The organism is Streptococcus sp. Z554, from assembly GCF_053010305.1.
In genome coordinates, this window is the sequence record NZ_JBRKNV010000007.1 from 76,969 (window position 1) to 97,324 (window position 20,356).

The window sequence follows — 20,356 nt, forward strand, 5'->3', positions numbered from 1 at the left end:
ACTAGAGTTTTTAAAATAGGTCATTTTCTTCAGGGAGGAGGATTGTTTCCTTGCCATCCATATCCATGACTAGTACCTTGGGTGGATATAATGGGTCAAAGGGGTGATTAAAATCGAAGTCAATTGATGTAGGGAGATGTTGACTTGAAAAACGGAAGGTGATGGAGCCGTCATTATTTAAGAGCTGAAATTCCAATTCATCTTCTAATTCAAAAACATGCTTTAAAAAATGATCAATAATGTACCAGATTGAGTCAATCACATCGTCTGGAAGATTTGTTACCACACCAAAGCTGGCACAACGTCTATGTGAATCCGTAAAAGCCATCTGTGCCTCCTACTTAATTTTTTATTATCATACTCCAAACTGCCCTAAAAATCAAGAAAAGTAAACTATTTTGCAAAAATATGATTAGTGATGCATTTTTTTTAAAGAAAGTTCAGTTATCCCTTGAAAATGCTTACAATTAGTGGTAAACTAGTAGTAGCGTAAACATGAAAACAAAATTTTCAAGATTAGAAAGGAAACGGTATGAACACAGATGATACAGTAACCATTTATGACGTTGCCCGAGAAGCAGGAGTTTCAATGGCAACTGTCAGTCGTGTAGTCAATGGCAACAAGAATGTCAAGGAAAACACTCGTAAGAAAGTTCTAGAGGTGATTGATCGCCTAGACTATCGTCCAAATGCAGTAGCTCGTGGCTTGGCAAGCAAACGAACAACAACTGTTGGGGTTGTCATCCCAGATATCACGAACACTTATTTTGCTGCTCTAGCAAAAGGAATTGATGATATTGCAGAGATGTACAAGTACAACATCGTCCTTGCAAATAGTGATGAGGATGATGAAAAAGAAGTGGCAGTAGTGAATACACTCTTTTCAAAACAAGTTGATGGTATTATCTTTATGGGCTATCACTTAACAGAGAAAATTCGCTCCGAGTTTTCACGTTCACGTACTCCTGTAGTTCTTGCAGGAACAGTGGATGTAGAACACCAGCTTCCAAGTGTTAATATTGATTATAAGAATGCTACTGCGGATGCTGTTCGCCATTTGTTGAAGCATAACAAAAAGATTGCCTTTGTGAGTGGACCTTTGGTAGATGATATTAACGGTAAAATTCGCTTGGTTGGCTACAAAGATGCTTTGAAAGAAGTAGGAGTTAACTACAGTGAAGGACTTGTATTTGAGTCTAAATATCGCTATGATGATGGATATGCTTTGGCGGAACGCTTAGTTTCTTCAAAAGCGACTGCAGCGATTGTGACTGGTGATGAATTGGCAGCAGGACTCTTGAATGGTTTGGCTGATCACGGAATTTCTGTACCAGAGGACTTTGAGATTATTACTAGTGATGATTCTCAAATCGCACGCTATACTCGTCCAAACCTTACAACTATCGCACAACCCTTGTATGATTTAGGTGCGATTAGTATGCGTATGTTGACGAAGATTATGCATAAAGAGGAGTTAGAAGAACGTGAAGTCCTCCTACCTCATGGTTTGACAGAGCGCAAATCAACTCGTAAAAACTAATAAAAAGCCTAGGAAGTCAGATGATTTCCTAGGTCTTTTCTTATCCCTCCATATATGATCGGAGTTGTTGGCCCTTAAGTCCAGCATTGATTGCGATAAGAAGCTTCAGTCGGGCTTTTTGAGCGTTTAGTTCTTTTACAAAATAAACACCGTCATTCTGAAGACAAACACCACCGCCTTCGTAGGCGTAAACAGGTTCTGCAATCCCATTGAAACAACGAGAGACCAGTGCAATCGGAAGCCCTGCTTGACTGAGAGATTTTAATTTTTCAGCTGTTTCTTTTGGTACATTTCCAGCACCAAAAGCCTGAATAATCAATCCATCTAGCTGGTCAACAGGAAGTAAATCGAGCAGTTCGTCGGTCATGCCAGCATAAACTGGGATGATAGGAACCAATCCTTGAATGCTCTCAAGATCAAAACGAACACGAGGTTCCGCAGTCTTGAAGTAGAGTATTTCCTGCTTCATGATAAGCCCCAGTGGACCATGTGTTGGTGTCTGAAAAGTGCTAACATTTGTAGTGTGGGTTTTTGTGACATATTTGGCAGCGTGAATTTCATCGTTCATCACTACGAGTACGCCCTTATCAGCCGCTTTGTCATCGCTGGCAACACGTAGGGCGCTAAGATAGTTATAGACACCATCACTTCCTAACTCGTTGGAACTTCTCATGGCACCTGTCAGAACGATAGGTATATGAGGTACCTCCATGGTGTCGAGGAAATAAGCCGTTTCTTCTAAGGTATCTGTACCGTGTGTAATGACGACCCCATCATAGACCGATGACTCTTGTTTTATTTTTTTGTATAGAGCCAACATATGTTTAGGTTTAATGTGTGGACTTGGTAAATTTAAAAAATCCAAGGAATGGACTTCGATGCCTTCTAGTGGATTAGAAATGTAGTTCATAGGGTTATCAACACTAGTTCTGACAGCTCCAGATTCGTCTGCCTGCATAGAAATAGTGCCACCAGTATGTAAAACAAGGATTTTCTTAGTCATGATTCACTCACTTTTTCTGAAATGTGGTATAATCATTGTATCATAAAAGAAAGGAATGAGATAGGATGGAAGTCAAAGCTGTTTTTTTTGATATTGATGGAACGCTTGTAAATGACAGTAAGAGTGTTTTGAAGTCCACTAAAGAAGCTATCAAGATTGTGAAAGAGCAAGGGGTCCTTGTTGGAGTAGCAACGGGGCGAGGACCTTTTTTTGTTAAGGATTTGATGGATGATCTGGACCTAGATTTTGCAGTGACATACAATGGCCAATATATCTTTAACAAAGACCGTGTTCTTTTTGCTAGCCCTATTGATAAGAAAAGCCTCAGACAAATCATCTCTTATGCCAAGGAAAATCGAAAAGAGATTGCCATGGGAACGAGACAAGACGTTGTCGGTTCTAGGATTATGTCCTTTGGACTCAGTCCTCTTTCACAAGTAGTCAGTCGTTTTGTACCTAAATTTTTGACTCGTACTGTTAGTCATTCCTTTAATCGCATGGTCAGTAAGGCTCTTCCTCAGAAGGAAGATGATTTGTTGGACTTAATCAATCAACCGATCTATCAGGTGCTCATGTTGATGACGCCTGAGGAGACAAACCATGCTGCTGAAGAATTAAACCATCTGAAGTTTACCAGAAGTAATCCTTTCGCGGCCGATATTATCAATCAAGGAAATTCCAAGTTAGAGGGTATCCGTCGTGTCGGGAAAGAGTATGGCTTTGATCTCAATCAAGTCATGGCCTTTGGGGATTCAGATAATGACTTGGAGATGTTGGCTGGTGTTGGTATGTCTGTTGCCATGGGAAATGGTAGTAGCAGTGTAAAAGAAGTTGCTAAGCATATTACTGCCAGCAACCAAGATGATGGGATTCACAAGGCTTTGGAATATTTTGGAGTTTTGGCTTCTGAAAAAGTCTTTGTCAGTCGTGACTATCATTTTAACAAGGTTAAAACCTTCCATCATATGATGGACGAGCGAACTCAAGAAGAACCAATAGCTTGGGATTTGCAAGGGGCCACCCACCGTGCTGGCTTTAAAATTGAAGAGTTAGTTGAATTTGTCCGTGCTGCAAGCAATTCTGAAGAGGAATTTCAACAAGCTGTGCAAGATTTGCACCAGGCACTTGATATATCAGCAGATAAAGTTTCTCAAAAAATTCCGGCTGAAAGTACTTTGGTTGGACAAGTCGATGCCTTGATTGATACTCTCTATTTTACGTATGGTAGTTTTGTACTGATGGGAGTAGACCCAGAGAGAATCTTTGAGATTGTTCATCAAGCTAACATGGGGAAAATATTCCCAGATGGCAAGGCTCATTTTGATCCTGTGACTCACAAGATACTTAAACCAGAAGGCTGGGAAGAGAAATATGCTCCAGAACCAGCTATTAAGAAGGAACTTGAGCGACAGATTAGGGCTTACGAACGCCATAAAGAAAAAGTAAAAGACTAAAACCTTTCTTGGATGCAGACCCAAGGAAGGTTTTTATCGTAACTTGCTAGGAATTCAAGCATCAAAATAGGATAGGGGGACCATTAGTTGTGAAGATTCGGAAGGTAACAATTGAATTTTGAGATCTTTGAGAGGTAAAGGGGAATTAATCCTTTATATGAAAAATGAATCATGGTTTTTAGTAAAATTTGGCATAAATACAAGTCAGTAAAATTTACTAAGAAGGCACGAAATATAGTTTAAGTCAAATTATTTGATATTTAAAATTTAGTGTGCTAGAATCAAACTGAAAGCAAGTAAATATAAATCCATGGATGCTGTATTAACCTCTTCTCTTCTCTTTTAAGGAGTCTAAAGTTAACTTGTTTAATTAGGCCTTTGCAAGTTAATTTTAGACTAGATGAGGCTTACAAGGCTGAATTTGAATTCTATATTGTGCGCGCTATTGCTTTCTAATACAATATGATCTTTACGTTGAAGTCAAAGATTAAAGAGGTTTAAAATGAGTAAAAAGTATACCTGTATCGCAGGTTCTATTTTAACAGCTGTAGCTATGCTTCCAGCATTAGCGACCAGTACAGCTCATGCTGATTACAATAGCTACAATAACTACGGTTACTATCCAACATATACCAATAGTAGCACTGTCCGTACTAGAAGTTATCGTTCACCATACAATAGCTACTATAACGGTTATTACCCAAGTTATAACTACGGTTACAACTATCTAGGTAATTACTATGGTTATAACTACTGGGACAATTACTATGATTATGGAAATGGTTATTACGGTTATAACTATTGGAATAACTATAACAACCTTGCTAATGATAAAAATTATATCTACTGGAATGGTAACCACTACTATCGTATGAATGATGGTAGCTACCGTATCTATCGTGATGGTCAATGGAAACCTTTGACAAACAATAGCAACAATGGTTCATCTACTAATAACTTGGAGAATGACCCACATTACAGTTATGAAAATGGCTATCATTACTATCTATTAGAGAATGGTGATTACTATTATTACCAAAACGGTAAGTGGGTATTTGTGAAGGTTTCTTCGGATTCAACAACACCTGAACAGCCAGAAGTTCCTGCTCCAACTCCATCAGAACCTGAGCAGCCAACACCAACTCCTGAAGAGAGACCAGATGAGACTCCAACTCCAGAGGAGCCAAAACCGGAAGAACCATCTACACCAGGTATTGAATTACCTGAAAATCCTCCAATTAATGGCGCAGAAGGAGAATTCAATCCATTTACTCCAACACCAGAAACACCAGTTGAGCCAACACCAGAAGAACCAACACCTTCTGTACCAGAGACTCCAGGTTTGACAACAACAGAAGAATCAAGTGAAAACCAAATTCCTCCATATGTTGAAAAACCAGCTGAGCATTTGGAACATTTAGCTTGGGCTCCAAATGGACGCACTCCTAAGATTGTTTACCCACCAGGTAAACCTGGAGAGCGTGTACTTCAGAATGATCCAAACTATTACTATGACCGTGAAGGAGACACTCACTATTACTATGTTCCTTCTGACACTGAAAACACAGGATATTCAGCATACTGGAAATGGCTTGGCGAAAAATGGAAACTTCAAGGAATGACAGATCCAAATGATCCAGGTATTAATCCAAAACTTCATGAGAATACTGCTGATGATGAGTATATGTATAGCGATCAAAACTCTAGCGTAAAACTCTACTCAACAAATCTGGTTACAACTGCTAAAGCAGGTCAACCATTGCCATTCAAGAACGTTGAAGAATTCAAAAACTATGTTATTGAAAAAATGAATCCTAAATTCCTTGATAACGCAGGTTGGGATGCTAAAGTTGAGTGGGAAATTGAAGATGCAGATATCTTTGAGAAGACCAAAGAAAATCCGTACGCTAAGGACTATGTCTTGATTGCTAACCTTACAAGTGGTGTTGAAGACAAGAAATATAGTGATGTAGAATTTGGTTATGTTAAGTTTGTTTACCGTGTAGAAGCGACAAACGATACAAACTACGACTATGTTTCAAAAGCAAAAGAAGCATTCGCAAAAATCAATGAAACTCGTAAGGCCAATGGTTTGAAAGAGTTGACTTGGTCAGAAGATATTTATCAAAACCAAGCACTTCCTAAGGTAAACGAAATTTCACGTCAATACGATAGTTCAGGTTTTGTTGGCCGTCGTGACGAAGATCCAGCAACTGTCGTTAATAAATGGGCTACCAGCGGAATCAGAGACTTACTTCTTGATCCAAATGTCACTGAAGGTGCTGTAGCAACAGTTGTTGACGGAAACGGTGTTTACTACTGGGCTTATAGCTATAAATAATTCGATTTTTTCGAATCTATTATCTTAAGATAAAAAGAAGGGCTCTAACTATATTTTTAGAGCCCTTTTTGTAATCTGAATCAAGAAAAAAGGAGCGAACTCGCTCCTTTTATAGATATCTTATTTATAAAGTTTTATCCTTATCTCTAACTACGAGTAAGTCTACACTGGTATGGCGGAGAATATACTCAGAAGATGAGCCAACAAGTAGCCGTTCAAAGGCATTTAGGCCTGTTGCCCCAACTAAAATCAAATCAACGTGTTCTTGGTCAGGGATTGTTTTAGCTAAAAGAGTTTTAGGATTTCCCATTTCGATGACAACTTGAATATCATTCAGACCAGCGTCTCTTGCACGCTTTTCATATTCTGCCATCAACTCTTGGGCCTCAACTTGTAACTCTTCGTAGACTTCCGCATCGAATGTTGAAATGCTTTGAAGAGCACGAGTATCGATTACATGGGCAATGGTTAATCTAGCCTGGTTACGTAATGCTGACTGAACTCCTTTGATAAAAGCCAAATCAGCTTCTTTAGAACCGTCGACTGCTACCATGATGTTTTCGTAACGTTGTGTCATAGCAAAAACCTCCTCATTTCTTATCACCTTCATTGTAATCCTTTTCACTAAAAAAGTAAAGTAAAACATGATAGCAAAAATGTTTTTTGACTTTGATGTTGGGAGTGTTATAATTAAAGGAGAGAAGGCAAGAGGGAATCATATGACAAAAATTGCGGTACTTTCAGATATCCATGGAAATACAAGAGCACTGGAAGCTGTTCTAGCAGATGCGGAGAAGGTAGGAGCTGAGGAATATTGGCTCTTGGGAGATATTCTCATGCCTGGGACAGGACGAAAAAATATTCTCAGACAATTAGAAGATTTGCCAATAACGATTCGAGTTCTGGGGAATTGGGAAGAGAGTTTATGGCGGGCTGCTCATCGAAAATTAGATACCAGTAGGCCTAGCCATCGCTACCTCTTGCGCCAATGCCAGTATATTATGGAAGAAATTAGTCTAGATGATATCGAAGCTCTCCAGGCATTTCCCATGTACACTCACCGCCAGTTTGGAAATCTGAAGGTAGGGATAAGCCATCATTTACCGGATAAAAATTGGGGAAGAGAACTGATCCATCTTGGCAAGCAGGAGGATTTTGACCGTTTGGTAACCAATCCTGACTGTGATATTGCCATTTATGGACATATTCACCAGCAATTTCTTCGCTATGGGAGTGGTGGTCAGCTTATCCTGAATCCAGGCTCAATTGGGCAGCCCTTCTTTTTATCAGACAAGCTCCGAAAGGATTTGCGAGCTCAATATATGATTTTGGACTTTGATGAAAAGGGATTGAAAGATATAGATTTTCGTCGGGTTGATTATGATGTTATGTCAGAATTACAATTGGCTAGGGATTTGAAATTGCCCTACTATGAGGTATACTATGAAAGCTTAGTCAATGGAATCCACCATACCCACAATCAAGACTTGTTGCACGAAATCGCTCAGAGTCAAGGACATGATATTGAATTGGATGACTGGCTTAGTCGTAACTCTTGACATTACAACTCTAGAAGGTATAATAAATATGAGAGAAGAATGAGCTTTGTTGATAATAAAGGAGGACTGCATGCAAATTTCAAGCCGATTTACCATTGCGACACATATGTTAGTAATCATTGCCCTAAAAGGGAAGGAAAACAAAGTAACAAGTGACTTCTTAGCAAGTAGTGTGGGAGTCAATCCTGTTATTATCCGTAAAACCTTGTCCCAACTGAAAAAAGCAGACTTGATTTCCGTTGCGCGTGGAACTGGAGGGGCAGAAATCATCAAAAATCTTGAGGATATCAGTCTTTTGGATATTTATCAAGCGGTAGAATGCCTTGGAAAGACAGGTCAACTCTTTAGTTTCCATGACAATCCTAATCCTGACTGTCCAGTAGGAGTTAATATCCATGGGGTTTTGGATCAAAAACTAGATAAGATTCAGATGGCAATGGAGCAGGAATTGAGTCAAACAACTCTAGCTCAACTAGTGGCAGATGCAGAAGCAAAGATAAATTTATGAGGAATTTCGTTCCTCTTTTTCTTTTTAGTGAATGATGATGAATTGTAATTACATAAAGGAGAAGAAAATCTATCTTATTACAGGAATGATTGTATGAGTATGTTTATTTTCCTTTAGGAAGGATAATAGAAGTTTCTAGAATCCATCTCTATTTTTATGACCTTGTCTTATAAGGGTGTTTACTGGTAATCAAAAAAGCAAGAACATTTGTAAGTTCTTGCTTTTTGTTTGTTTTAATCCTAAGAGAATAATCTACTAAAGATAGTCTATTCTTCTTTTTTAGATTTTATCAGACTTCCTAGTCCAAGTAGTGAAAGGATACTGATCCCTGCAAGTGCAAGAGGTGATTTGTTTTCAGTTCCTGTGTTTGGAAGGACTTTCTGAGAAAGAGATTCCGCAGCAGTTTCTTGAGAGTCAGGATTTGCTGCTAGATTTTGGGCTTGGCCCTGTTCTTGTTCAACTTCCAAGTTAGAAAGATCAAATTCTGGCTTTTCTTCAACAGCTGGGGCAACAATGGCACCACCTTGAGACAAGCGGAGTACAACAGCGGTTAGGGCATTCAATTGCAACCCTTTTTCAGTCCATTCAAGACCTTTCGGATTAGCGATTCCTACTGGTCCTGCTTGGTTTTCGTCTGCCAAAACTTCAGCATTTCTCAAGTGAGCAAAGTCTGTTCCTAGAGTAAATTCACGAGCCTTTTCATCTGCATTTACAAAGACAGCGTAGATATCTCCATTTGGAGCAGTGATTTGGTAGCCGATGACCACATCTTCATTTTTAACTCCATTTTGTCCTGGGACAGTAATGAGGCGGACACGCTCCTTGATATCTTGCAGACTCTTGAGTCGGAAGGCATCTGTAGATTGACGAAGAGCAATCAGTCCTTTCATGTAGTCGCGACTCTTGACATTTTCAGGATAGGCTTTTTTATCTGTTGCCTTGGTCCAGTCAAACTTGTTGACAGCATCGCTAGAGTCATAAGAGTCGTGGATAAAGTAAGGATAGACAAACGGCTTGCCGTCCTTATCACGCAACAAGTGAGATTTGTTTGGAACCTTATCCTCTGAAACAGGAGTTTTGTAGGCTGGGTCCAGGAATTGTTTGGTACGTCCATACTCCTGACCAGAATGGATAAATGGTGTTCCTTGAGCTGTCAAGACCATGAGGTTTCCAAGTCGTAAGCGACGATGGATTTCCGCATAGTTTTCAGCCTTGCTTGGGTCTTTTTTGATAGACTGGGCAATGATGTCAAAGAGGGTCAAGTTGTCGTGGGCTGCGATATACTGGATCACATCTCCTGGGTTGTCCGCTTCAAAGTTGGTTGGTTGAGCAATGAGATTTTTAAAGATGGTATTGATATCACGTTTACCACCTGTGATAAAGGCAGGTTGGCCTTCATTTGGATAACCTGACTTGAGGTTGTTACGGATATCATCTGAAAATACAGCAACTGTATCTGTGTGTTTCATCCAATCCTGGTCAGCAGGTTTAGTAGGAGTATTTTCATCGCCAGTATAAGTTCTCCAACCTTCACCTAACATGATTAGATTTGGATTGAGGGCTCGTGCAGCCTTGTAAGCTTCTTCGATTGAAGCCGCATCGTGGTCTCCCATCATATCGAAACGGAAGCCATCCACTTTGTAAGTTTCAACCAGATACTTGATAGAGTCAACTAGGACTCGTTTAGACATGTAGTGGGTTGTTCCTAAACGACCGCCTCCAAAGCTAGTACGTGGAGTTCCGTCTGCGTCCATAAAGTGGTAGTAGTTTGGCTCAAGGTCTTCAAAGATATCGACGTTGGCAGTATGGTTGTAGACCACGTCCAAGATAGCTCCCATGCCACGTTTATGGATTTCGTTGATGAGATTTTTGAATTCCGCGATACGTTTTTCTGGATCCTTAGGATCACTTGAGTACATACCAGTCAAGGAGAAGTAGTTTTGAGGGTCATATCCCCAGTTGTAGTTGCTGTTGCTTGAAGCATAGGCAGATAATCGCTCTTTGTTTTTCAATTCATTGACATAGTAGTAAGACAAGACTGGGAGAAGTTGGATGTGGGTCACGCCCAAATCTTTGAGATAATCGAGCTTCTCGATAAAGGCTTCAAAGGTACCAAATGGTTTAGTTAAATCTTTTGCGATGGCAGGATCTGAAGTAAAGTCGCGGATATGTGCCTCGTAGATGACAGCATCTTCGCGCGATTTGAAGTTGCGAATCTTACCGTAGGTCAAATCTTGTGGCCCTAGTTTTGCTGGGTCCACAAAGGCAGCTTTAGCAACTTTATGAGCAGGGTCTGTTTTTGCTAGATCACTGTTCCAAGCCGCTAATGATTTGGCATAAGGGTCAAGAACGAGAACGGTTTTACCTTGGCGCTCGATCTGGTAATGGTAGTAGTAGCCAGTATAGTTGCTGATACCGAGTCCAGAATTTGCATCCAGGGTTTGTTTCCAGGTTCCTTTTTCTCCCTTTTTAAGAGCGACTGTTCCGACAACTTTTTCAGGATCTTTCTTGTCGTAGACGACAACTGAAACCTTATCAGCACTTGGAGACCAGAGGGTAAGGTCGACACGCTTGCCATCTTCTTTTAGGGTTGCGCCGAGTGGACCGTCATAACTGTAGGTCTCATCCTTGAGGCGCCAACTTGAACGTGTGGTAAAACGGTCTGAATCGTAGGCAACTGTGTAAGGGTTTTGAGTATCAGAGAAATTACCAATGTAGGTTACTTTTTTACCAGCTTCATCGAGTTCAACATCAGAGATGGTCACCTTGTTTCCTTTATGGTCTGTAATGTTTGAACGTTTGAGGATATCTTCTTTCTTAGCACCGACAAGTGTAGAGAAGCTACTTTCGATTCGAGATGTGGCCACATGTTGGGCACCTGTCATACGGATGTCGTGAACGTAGTAAGGGTTAGTGTAGATTGTTTCGTCATCATCCTTAAGGAAAATTTGACTATGGTTTTTCAGATCAGTGAATTTATAGTCTTCTTTTCTGATTTTCACATCATCTCCTTTCTTGCTTTCGTCTAGTAATAAAAATCCAAATTCTCTTGCGGCTTCATTGAGCGGAATATCGATGTAGCGTCCATATTTTCCAGTTGTGGTAAAGTCTGTTCCGTCAGGCCATTCTCCACTGCTTGGATTCTTGACATCGCCCCAATACCAGAGAGACTTCTTGTCATAATTTCCATCGGTGCGGAAATAGTTGACGCGGATTGTTCCAGCTGGCTGAGGTTGGTAGTTATGGACCTTGAAATCCTCATCTAGCCAAGCTTCATTCATTTTTGGAGAGAGACGCTCTACAGAACGATCTCCAGTAAGATTATCGCCTTTTGTATTGTTGATGAGGAAGCTGACTTTCTTGGCTTGTTCATTTTTGAGTTTGACATCTAGGTAATAGCCATAGTCATCTTGTTTGGCATCTTTAAATGACTGGGCTCCATTTGGCCAATTTTCAGATGGTTTTTCAACATCGTCCCAGGTCCAGAGTCCTTGAGAATCCTTAGTTTCTTCTGGTAGTTTTTTTACATGGATGCGGAAGTAGTTATCTGCGATTGGTGTTTCAGAATTAGTTTCTACTTTTGTTTTTTCATCTGAAACTGGACTTGCAGCTACTTCAGTTTTTTTATCCTCTGAAGGTGTGGCTGGCTCGTCTTTCTTTTCTACTTGATCGCTAGAAGGATTGGTTGTAGCACCCTCAGCTTTAGCACTTTCAGTAGTTAAAGCTACTTCAGATTCTTTAGCCTTTTCTTCAGTTTTAAGGGAATCGTTTTCATTGTTTTGACCAGAAACAGGACTTGGAGTTGGCATAGAATCTGTATCTACAGGGTCAACAGTAACAGCGCTTACATTTTCTCTAGTGCTTGATAAATTCTCATCTGCAGCAACATGAGGTGCTGCAAGGGCAAGTAGAATAAAACTAGCCCCAATAAGTACTGAACCGGTTCCGTTTTTCAAGGAACGGATACTATAAACCATTTTTTTCTCGCGTTGAGGGAATATGTTCTTCATCAACAGTCTCCTATAAATTTATTTTAAAATTAGTATAACACGGGGTAAAAAATTATGCAAGCGTTTTCCTAGATGTTTGTTTTATGGCAACAAGAAACTCTCCTTATTTTTTAAGGAGAGTTTTTATGATAGAAATAGTTGGAAAGAGGTAGACTGAAAAGCTTGATGACTCAAGAAAAAATGAAGTAGAATTGTTTCAGTGCTTGTGTTAAGAAGTGATTATTTTATCGCAGATGTAAGAAATAGTTGAGAAGGTTTATCAAGAAAAAGATGCTCGGAACTATAAAGTATTTGTGTCTGAATATCTGAGAAGCCATGATTCTTTAGAATCTCCTCAAGTTCAGAAATCACAAAACCATGTGTTTCTCCATCTGGTACAGTATAATCAGCGATAAATAGTTGTCCTCCGGGAGACAAATGTTCCTTAAACATCGCTAGACTGGAATCAAGATTAGGCATGTGATGAAGAACACGACTGACGATAATGAGATCGAAAGTTTGCTCTAATGGCTGAAGCAATAAGTCTTGTTGAATCAAGTGTAGATTTTCAAGTTTTTGATTTTTAACCTTGATACGAGCTTGCTCCAGCATTTTTTCTGCGATGTCAACCAAGGTCACTGACTTGGCTTGTTTGGCTAGAGGAAGAGCGATAAGTCCAGTTCCTCCTCCAAAATCTAGGATTGATTTGGTAGATAGATTAGACACTTGTTGATTGATCTCCGCATTTACAAGATCTGCTAGAAATTGATTTTTGGGAGAATCGAATGATTCTGCTCGATGATTAAAATGATGTTCCATGTCAATAGTGTAGCATAAAGAAGAGATGTTTTAAAATTTTGGCTATGTCTTGTTGAAAAGAAATAGAGTTATCGACGAGTGTTAGCTTTTTTTAATGTTGATGAGGACAGGATTTTTTTTGGATTTTGATTGAAAGAGTGAAGAAAATAAAGAGGAGAAAAACTTGAAATCATGTTATAATAAAGGGATAGAATCGTAAGAAAGAGTGGATAAATTTTTGATTATTCCGACTTTTAATTGGAAATTTGCACCTCAAGTTGAGGATGCCGATTTTACAAAGATAGCCAAGAAAGCTGGGCTAGGGCCTGAAGCTGCTCGTTTATTATTTAGCCGTGGTATTAAGGATGAGGATAGTCTGACTCGTTTTTTGGCACCATCTCTAGATGATTTGCATGATCCCTATCTTCTCCACGATATGGATAAGGCAGTGAATCGCATTCGTCGTGCTATAGAGCAGGGTGAATTTATTCTCGTTTATGGAGACTACGATGCAGATGGGATGACATCAGCTTCAATCCTTAAAGAAACATTAGAACAATTAGGAGCCGAGTGTTTAGTCTATCTTCCTAATCGTTTTACAGATGGTTATGGTCCGAATGCCAGTGTCTACAAGTACTTCATTGAGCAACAAGGGATATCCTTGATTGTAACCGTAGATAATGGAGTTGTAGGCCATGAGGCTATTGACTTAGCTCAATCTATGGGTGTGGATGTCGTTGTAACAGACCACCACTCCATGCCAGAGGTTTTACCAGATGCCTATGCAATTGTCCATCCTGAACACCCAGAAGCAGATTATCCTTTTAAACATTTAGCGGGTTGTGGAGTGGCTTTTAAACTAGCTTGTGCCCTCTTGGAGGAAGTACAGGTTGAGTTGCTTGATTTGGTTGCTATTGGGACGATTGCTGATATGGTCAGTCTGACAGATGAAAATCGGATCATGGTTCAGTATGGTCTAGAAGTTTTGCGCAATACCCAACGAATTGGGCTCCAAGAGTTATTTGAAATAGCAGGGATTTCTAGCGGTGATATTACAGAAGAAACGGTTGGTTTTCAGTTAGCGCCTCGATTAAATGCCCTAGGACGCTTGGATGATCCCAATCCAGCCATTGAATTACTGACGGGCTTTGATGATGAAGAGGTGCATGAGATTGCCCTCATGATTCAAGATAAAAATGAAGAACGTAAGGAAATTGTTCAGGCTATCTATGAAGAAGCTAAAAGCTTGGTAGACCCTAACAAAAGTGTCCAAATTTTGGCCAAGGAAGGCTGGAATCCAGGAGTGCTTGGGATTGTAGCTGGTCGCTTGTTGGAAGAATTAGGGCAGACAGTTATTGTTCTGAATATTGAAGATAGTCGCGCCAAGGGAAGTGCTCGAAGTATTGAAGCAGTCGATATCTTTGAAGCCTTGGATCCGCATCGAGAACTTTTTATCGCTTTTGGTGGGCATGCAGGCGCTGCAGGGATGACACTTGAAGCTGAACAGCTAGACGCCTTGTCGGACATTTTAGAGGCCTATGTGAGAGACAAAGGGATAGATGCCAAGGGTAAAAGTACATTATATCTAGATGAAGAATTAGATTTGGAAAGCCTCAGTTTAGAGACGGTTAAAAGTTTTGAACGCTTAGCTCCTTTTGGAATGGATAACCAAAAACCTGTTTTTTATATTCGAGATTTTCAAGTTGAAAATGCTCGTTCCATGGGAGCAGGAGATAGTCATCTGAAATTGAAGATATCCAAAGGAACTGCGAGCTTTGAGGTAGTAGCTTTTGGACTAGGGGCAAAGGCTACAGAATTTTCTCAGACCAAGCAATTGGAATTGGCAGTTACTCTTTCTGTTAACCAATGGAATGGCCAAACAACCCTACAATTAATGATGGTAGATGCTCGTGTGGACGGTGTTCAACTCTTTAATATTCGTGGGAAGAGTGCAGCTCTACCAGAGGGAGTACCTGTACTGGATTTTACAGGAGGATTGCCTGATCTTTCTTCAAGTTCAGCGGTTGTGGTCAAGAATCTTCCAGAGGATATCACTATTCTTAAAGACATTTTCCAGCAGTATGATTTCTCAGCTATTTACTTTAAAAATGATATCGATAAGCCCTACTATTTGACGGGCTATGGCACAAGAGAGCAATTCGCCAAACTCTATAAAACAATCTATCAGTTCCCAGAATTCGATATTCGTTATAAACTAAAGGATTTATCAGCCTATTTGAAGATTGAGCAAATCTTGCTAGTTAAGATGATTCAGATTTTTGAAGAGCTTGGTTTTGTTACAATTGAGAATGGTGTCATGAAAGTAAATAAAGATGCTGCAAAGCGGGACATCGCTGAAAGTCAGATTTATCAAAATCTCAAACAAACTGTTAAAGATCAAGAAATGCTGGCACTAGGTACGGTGCAGGAAATCTATGACTTTTTAATGGAAAAATAGAAGAAAAGAAGCTGAGATGAACAATCTCAGCTTTTTAACCTCCCTTATCTACCTTAATAGTTTATCTTTTCTAAATTTTGTGTATTAAAAATATAACTATTTGTAACATGACTTAAATATAACTCTAAAACAAATGACATCTAAATCAGGTATGATTCTCTTTGTAAACAACAAATAGGAAATTATTAACAAAATAAAGGGAGAAATTCATTATGAAAAAAACAGTTGCTAAGCTGACTCTTGGTTTAACTTCCACGGCTATTTTAGCTTCAGTAGGTGCTCAAACTGTTAGCGCATCCTCTTACGTCGTCCAAGACGGAGATTCATTTTTTGCTATTGCTACTGCAAATGGTATGGATCCTTATGAGTTGGCAGCAAATAATGGGAAAAGCATTTTTGATGTTATCCACCCAGGAGATTTACTAGAAGTAAGCGGTCCAGCTCAGGCTAGCTATTCATACGGTGCTCCAGCTTATGAAGCAACTAGTACTGTTAATGAGGTGGCAGATGAGGATGTCGTTGTGAATACTCCTACAAACTATGGAAACTCTTATCCTGTTGGTCAGTGTACATGGGGCGTGAAAGAATTGGCTCCTTGGGCTAGCAACTGGTGGGGAAATGCCAATACTTGGGCGATTTACGCTAGTGCTCAAGGTTATCGTGTAGGAGATGTTCCAGTAGTAGGCGCAATCGCCGTTTGGGACGGTGGTGAATACGGACACGTTGCTTATGTGACGGATGTACAAAGTGAGAATTCTATCCAGGTATTAGAAGCAAACTACAGACGTCAAAAACAAATTGCTAATTATCGTGGCTTCTTTAACCCACATGAATTTTTAGGTAGAGTTACTTATATCTATCCAAACTAAAGATGATTAAAAGAGAGTGGGACAGCAATCGGTAATTCGTTAGAATTCGATTTCGTCGTCCCACCTCCGCACAGTTGAGTAGGGCTGTAAAAGCTGATGAAATCAGCGTAGTAGAGCCCACTCAACCACTGCGTCTTGCTCTACAATCCAAAGACAATTGAGAGGCTAGGACTTTTGTCCCAGCCTCTTTTTTTCTTTATGAGCAAGTCCCTTATTACTATCTTTAGCCGAATCGCTGTTTGTGAAGTAAGGCCCTAAGTCCTCCGGTAGACAGAGATTTCGCAAAGCGAAAATAAAGTAGCGATTCGGTTATTCGTGGTGAATGTTCTCCGGTTGAAATCCTATCTTCATTTTGAAAATTAGTAAAAAAATGGTATAATGAGAGGAAAAGATTCGGGTAAAAGTATATTGGACTTTTACAAAAAGAGACTTGTGAAGACTCTACAAACACGTTATAGTAATACTTCGGAGGGAAAATGACCAATATTAAATTAACAACTTTGGGCGGTGTTCGTGAAAACGGGAAAAACATGTACATCGCAGAAATTAACGACTCTATCTTTGTTTTAGACGCAGGTTTAAAATATCCGGAAAATGAACAGTTGGGTGTCGATGTCGTTATTCCAAATATGGAATATCTGTTTGAAAATAGCGACCGTATTGCGGGTGTCTTTTTAACGCACGGGCATGCAGATGCAATTGGAGCTCTTCCTTATCTCCTATCCGAAGCTAAGGTCCCTGTTTTTGGTTCAGAGTTGACAATTGAGCTTGCTAAGCTTTTTGTTAAGGGAAATGATAGCGTCAAGAAATTTGATGATTTCCATGTTATTGATGAAAATACAGAAATCGACTTTGGTGGTATTGAAGTTTCCTTCTTCCGCACAACTCACTCTATCCCAGAAAGTCTGGGTGTCGTTTTGAAAACATCTAAAGGAAGTATCGTTTATACAGGGGACTTCAAATTTGACCAAACGGCTAGCGAATCATATGCGACTGACTTTGGTCGTTTAGCAGAAATCGGTCGTGAAGGAGTTTTAGCTCTACTAAGTGATTCAGCAAACGCAGACAGTAATATTCAAGTAGCCAGCGAAAGTGAAGTTGGTGATGAAATTACGCAAACCATTTCTGACTGGGATGGCCGTATCATTGTAGCTGCTGTTGCAAGTAACCTTTCTCGTATCCAGCAGGTCTTTGACGCCGCTGCAGATACAGGTCGCCGCGTTGTTTTGACTGGCTTCGATATTGAAAATATCGTTCGTACAGCCATTCGCTTGAAGAAATTGTCTCTAGCAAATGAAAGTCTTTTGATTAAACCAAAAGACATGTCTCGTTTTGAAGATCACGAGTTGATTATCCTTGAGACTGGTCGTATGGGAGAACCGATTAATGGACTCCGTAAAATGTCAATCGGTCGTCACCGCTATGTTGAAATCAAAGATGGCGACTTGGTTTATATCGTTACAACACCATCAATCGCTAAAGAAGCTGTCATGGCACGTGTAGAAAATATGGTCTACCAAGCAGGTGGTATCGTTAAACCGATTACTCAAAACTTGCGTGTATCAGGACATGGAAATGCGCGTGATTTGCAATTGATGATTAACCTCTTGCAACCCAAGTATCTTTTCCCTATCCAAGGAGAATACCGTGAATTGGATGCTCATGCCAAGGCTGCTATGGCTGTCGGTATGTTACCAGAACGTATTTTTATCCCTAAAAAAGGGACAACCATGTCCTATGAGCATGGAGACTTCGTTCCATCTGGCGCCGTTACTGCAGGTGATGTCTTAATCGACGGAAATGCCATCGGAGATGTTGGGAACGTTGTTCTTCGCGACCGTAAGGTCTTGTCAGAAGATGGTATTTTCATTGTGGCTATCACTGTTAACCGTCGCGAGAAGAAAATCATTGCCAAAGCTCGAGTGCATACACGTGGATTTGTCTACCTCAAAAAGAGTCGAGATATTCTGCGCGAAAGTACAGAGTTGGTGAACCAAACAGTTGAAGACTATCTTCAAGGTGAGGACTTTGACTGGGCTGATCTGAAAGGTAAAGTACGTGATCATTTGGCCAAGTTCCTCTTTGATCAAACCAAACGTCGTCCAGCTATTTTACCAGTAGTTATGGAAGCAAAATAAGGATTCAATAGCAAGAGAGAAAGTCGAGTTTCGGCTTTTTCTTATCTCAAACGAATAAGGAGTACGTTATGGCAGTAATGAAGATTGAGTATTACTCAGAAGTTTTAGATATGGAGTGGGGAGTAAATGTCCTCTACCCCGATGCATCTCGGGTTGAGGAACCGGATTGCACAGATATTCCTGTCCTCTATCTCCTTCATGGGATGTCAGGAAACCACAACAGCTGGCTCAAACGGACCAATGTGGAGCGCTTGTTGCGAGGGACCAATCTGATTGTTGTCATGCCGAATACAAGTAACGGCTGGTATACAGATACTCAGTATGGCTATAACTACTACACAGCTCTAGCAGAAGAATTGCCTCAGGTGCTCAAACGCTTCTTCCCCAATATGACCAACAAACGAGAAAAGACTTTTATTGCTGGTTTATCAATGGGAGGTTACGGTTCCTTTAAGTTAGCACTGTCAACTGACCGTTTCTCACATGCCGCTAGCTTTTCTGGGGCACTTAGCTTTGAGGACTTTTCTCCTGAGAGTCAAGATTTAGGAACGCGTGCCTACTGGCGAGGTGTTTTTGGCAAAGTTAATGATTGGGTGAATAGCCCTTACTCGCTTGAGACCCTTGCCAAAAAGTCAGACAAGAAGACTAAACTCTGGGTTTGGTGTGGCGAACAAGATTATCTCTACTCTGCCAATAATCTAGCAGTTAAAAATCTTAAGAAACTTGGTTTCGATGTGACCTATAGCCATAGTGCAGGAACCCATGAGTGGTATTATTGGGAAAAACAATTGGAACGTTTTTTGACTACTCTGCCAATCGATTTTGTTTTAGAAGAACGCTTGTCTTAATTTTAGCTTTCTTTCAGTTTGTTTTAGTAAAATAGTGAGCCTATCTTTAGAATGGAAATCCATGACTTAAAGATGGGTTCTTATTTTTTAGAGAAAGGTGGGCAATCATGGGCTGGATTATTCGTGTGTTATATCGTTTTATATTTGGAATTTTGCGGATGTTTTGGCGTCTTGTATGGACACTAATACTCTTTATTCTCATCGCTTTTGGAATTCTCTGGTACGTGACAGGAGATTTATCTGGGGCTTTCAATCAAATCAGTAAAATGGCTCAAGTCGGGCAAGCAGGCTGGGATCAATGGCAAGAAACTGGGAAGTTGCAAGGTTTGTCTCAGACAGATCATCATCAAGCTTCAGGAGCAAAATGGGCGAAAGCTCAAGCAAGGATCTATATAGATCCTCAAATGGATGCGACTTTCCAAAGGGCCTACACTGAAGCTATTGCTAACTGGAATCAGACAGGAACATTTGACTTTGAGCTTGTAACAGAACCGGATCAGGCCACTATTTTCGCTACCGAAATGAATGATGGTTCGACAGCTGTAGCAGGTGAGGCGGAGAGTCAAACCAATCTCCTAACCAAACAATTCACTTCTGTGACTGTTCGCTTAAATCATTATTATCTATCCAATCCAAATTATGGCTATACCTATGAACGTATCTTGCATACGGCAGAACATGAGTTAGGGCATGCTATTGGTTTGCAACATACCAATGAAGTTTCAGTCATGCAACCGGCAGGGTCTTATTACGGTATCCAAGCTCAAGATGTAAAAGAAGTTCAAGAACTCTATGAGTCAGGAGATTAGGGAAATTGAGCTTCTTGATGTGAGCAATGAGAGGTGCTTTTT

Annotated in this window: 15 protein-coding genes; 10 read left to right on the top strand and 5 right to left on the bottom strand. The window is 40.2% G+C overall.

Features of this window, described 5'->3' with window-relative positions:
* Window positions 1-10: 10 nt before the first annotated feature.
* Complete coding sequence (locus ACVC7R_RS07145; RefSeq protein ID WP_447264112.1) at window positions 11-328, bottom strand: DUF960 domain-containing protein; 318 nt, start codon at window positions 326-328, stop codon at window positions 11-13.
* A 204-nt stretch (window positions 329-532) separates the two neighbouring features.
* Between ACVC7R_RS07145 and ccpA the strand changes: the two genes are divergently transcribed.
* On the top strand, window positions 533-1,540 hold the full coding sequence (gene ccpA / locus ACVC7R_RS07150; protein ID WP_447264113.1) for a catabolite control protein A: 1,008 nt from the start codon (window positions 533-535) through the stop codon (window positions 1,538-1,540).
* A 40-nt stretch (window positions 1,541-1,580) separates the two neighbouring features.
* On the opposite strand, the gene ACVC7R_RS07155 is transcribed toward ccpA, so the two are convergent.
* A complete protein-coding gene (locus tag ACVC7R_RS07155) occupies window positions 1,581-2,543 on the bottom strand; it encodes an asparaginase (RefSeq protein WP_447264114.1) in 963 nt (320 codons plus the stop codon).
* Between the two features lie 65 nt (window positions 2,544-2,608).
* Between ACVC7R_RS07155 and ACVC7R_RS07160 the strand changes: the two genes are divergently transcribed.
* A complete protein-coding gene (locus ACVC7R_RS07160) occupies window positions 2,609-3,997 on the top strand; it encodes a Cof-type HAD-IIB family hydrolase (RefSeq protein WP_447264115.1) in 1,389 nt (462 codons plus the stop codon).
* 502 nt (window positions 3,998-4,499) lie between these two features.
* Window positions 4,500-6,338 carry a CAP domain-containing protein gene (locus ACVC7R_RS07165; protein WP_447264116.1) on the top strand — a complete coding sequence of 613 codons (1,839 nt, stop codon included), beginning with the start codon at window positions 4,500-4,502 and terminating at the stop codon, window positions 6,336-6,338.
* 124 nt (window positions 6,339-6,462) lie between these two features.
* Here the strand turns inward: ACVC7R_RS07165 and ACVC7R_RS07170 are convergent, their stop codons facing one another.
* Window positions 6,463-6,915: a universal stress protein gene (locus ACVC7R_RS07170; protein ID WP_447264117.1), complete on the bottom strand. Its 453-nt coding sequence runs from the start codon at window positions 6,913-6,915 to the stop codon at window positions 6,463-6,465.
* 142 nt (window positions 6,916-7,057) lie between these two features.
* Between ACVC7R_RS07170 and ACVC7R_RS07175 the strand changes: the two genes are divergently transcribed.
* Together ACVC7R_RS07175 and ACVC7R_RS07180 are read left to right on the top strand one after the other, a co-directional pair.
* Window positions 7,058-7,897 carry a metallophosphoesterase family protein gene (locus tag ACVC7R_RS07175; protein ID WP_447264118.1) on the top strand — a complete coding sequence of 280 codons (840 nt, stop codon included), beginning with the start codon at window positions 7,058-7,060 and terminating at the stop codon, window positions 7,895-7,897.
* Window positions 7,898-7,967: 70 nt separating this feature from the next.
* Window positions 7,968-8,405 carry an Rrf2 family transcriptional regulator gene (locus ACVC7R_RS07180; protein ID WP_447264119.1) on the top strand — a complete coding sequence of 146 codons (438 nt, stop codon included), beginning with the start codon at window positions 7,968-7,970 and terminating at the stop codon, window positions 8,403-8,405.
* 266 nt (window positions 8,406-8,671) lie between these two features.
* Here ACVC7R_RS07180 and ACVC7R_RS07185 read toward each other — a convergent pair whose 3' ends face one another.
* Complete coding sequence (locus ACVC7R_RS07185) at window positions 8,672-12,415, bottom strand: pullulanase (protein ID WP_447264120.1); 3,744 nt, start codon at window positions 12,413-12,415, stop codon at window positions 8,672-8,674.
* A gap of 219 nt (window positions 12,416-12,634) precedes the next feature.
* Window positions 12,635-13,213 carry a class I SAM-dependent methyltransferase gene (locus tag ACVC7R_RS07190; protein WP_447264121.1) on the bottom strand — a complete coding sequence of 193 codons (579 nt, stop codon included), beginning with the start codon at window positions 13,211-13,213 and terminating at the stop codon, window positions 12,635-12,637.
* A gap of 217 nt (window positions 13,214-13,430) precedes the next feature.
* Here ACVC7R_RS07190 and recJ point away from each other — a divergent pair, with 217 nt between their 5' ends.
* The 5 genes from recJ (at window position 13,431) to ACVC7R_RS07215 (ending at window position 20,314) form a co-directional block, all read left to right on the top strand.
* Entirely contained in the window at window positions 13,431-15,650 is a 2,220-nt protein-coding gene (recJ, locus tag ACVC7R_RS07195; protein ID WP_447264138.1) for a single-stranded-DNA-specific exonuclease RecJ, read from the top strand.
* A gap of 212 nt (window positions 15,651-15,862) precedes the next feature.
* Complete coding sequence (locus ACVC7R_RS07200; protein WP_447264122.1) at window positions 15,863-16,519, top strand: COG3942 and LysM peptidoglycan-binding domain-containing protein; 657 nt, start codon at window positions 15,863-15,865, stop codon at window positions 16,517-16,519.
* Window positions 16,520-16,995: 476 nt separating this feature from the next.
* The gene (locus ACVC7R_RS07205) at window positions 16,996-18,657 is read left to right on the top strand and encodes a ribonuclease J (protein WP_447264123.1); all 1,662 of its coding nucleotides are present in this window, start codon (window positions 16,996-16,998) and stop codon (window positions 18,655-18,657) included.
* A gap of 68 nt (window positions 18,658-18,725) precedes the next feature.
* Window positions 18,726-19,505, top strand: coding sequence for an alpha/beta hydrolase (locus ACVC7R_RS07210; RefSeq protein ID WP_447264124.1), 780 nt, complete (start codon window positions 18,726-18,728; stop codon window positions 19,503-19,505).
* 107 nt (window positions 19,506-19,612) lie between these two features.
* Complete coding sequence (locus tag ACVC7R_RS07215; protein WP_447264125.1) at window positions 19,613-20,314, top strand: M57 family metalloprotease; 702 nt, start codon at window positions 19,613-19,615, stop codon at window positions 20,312-20,314.
* Window positions 20,315-20,356 lie beyond the last annotated feature (42 nt).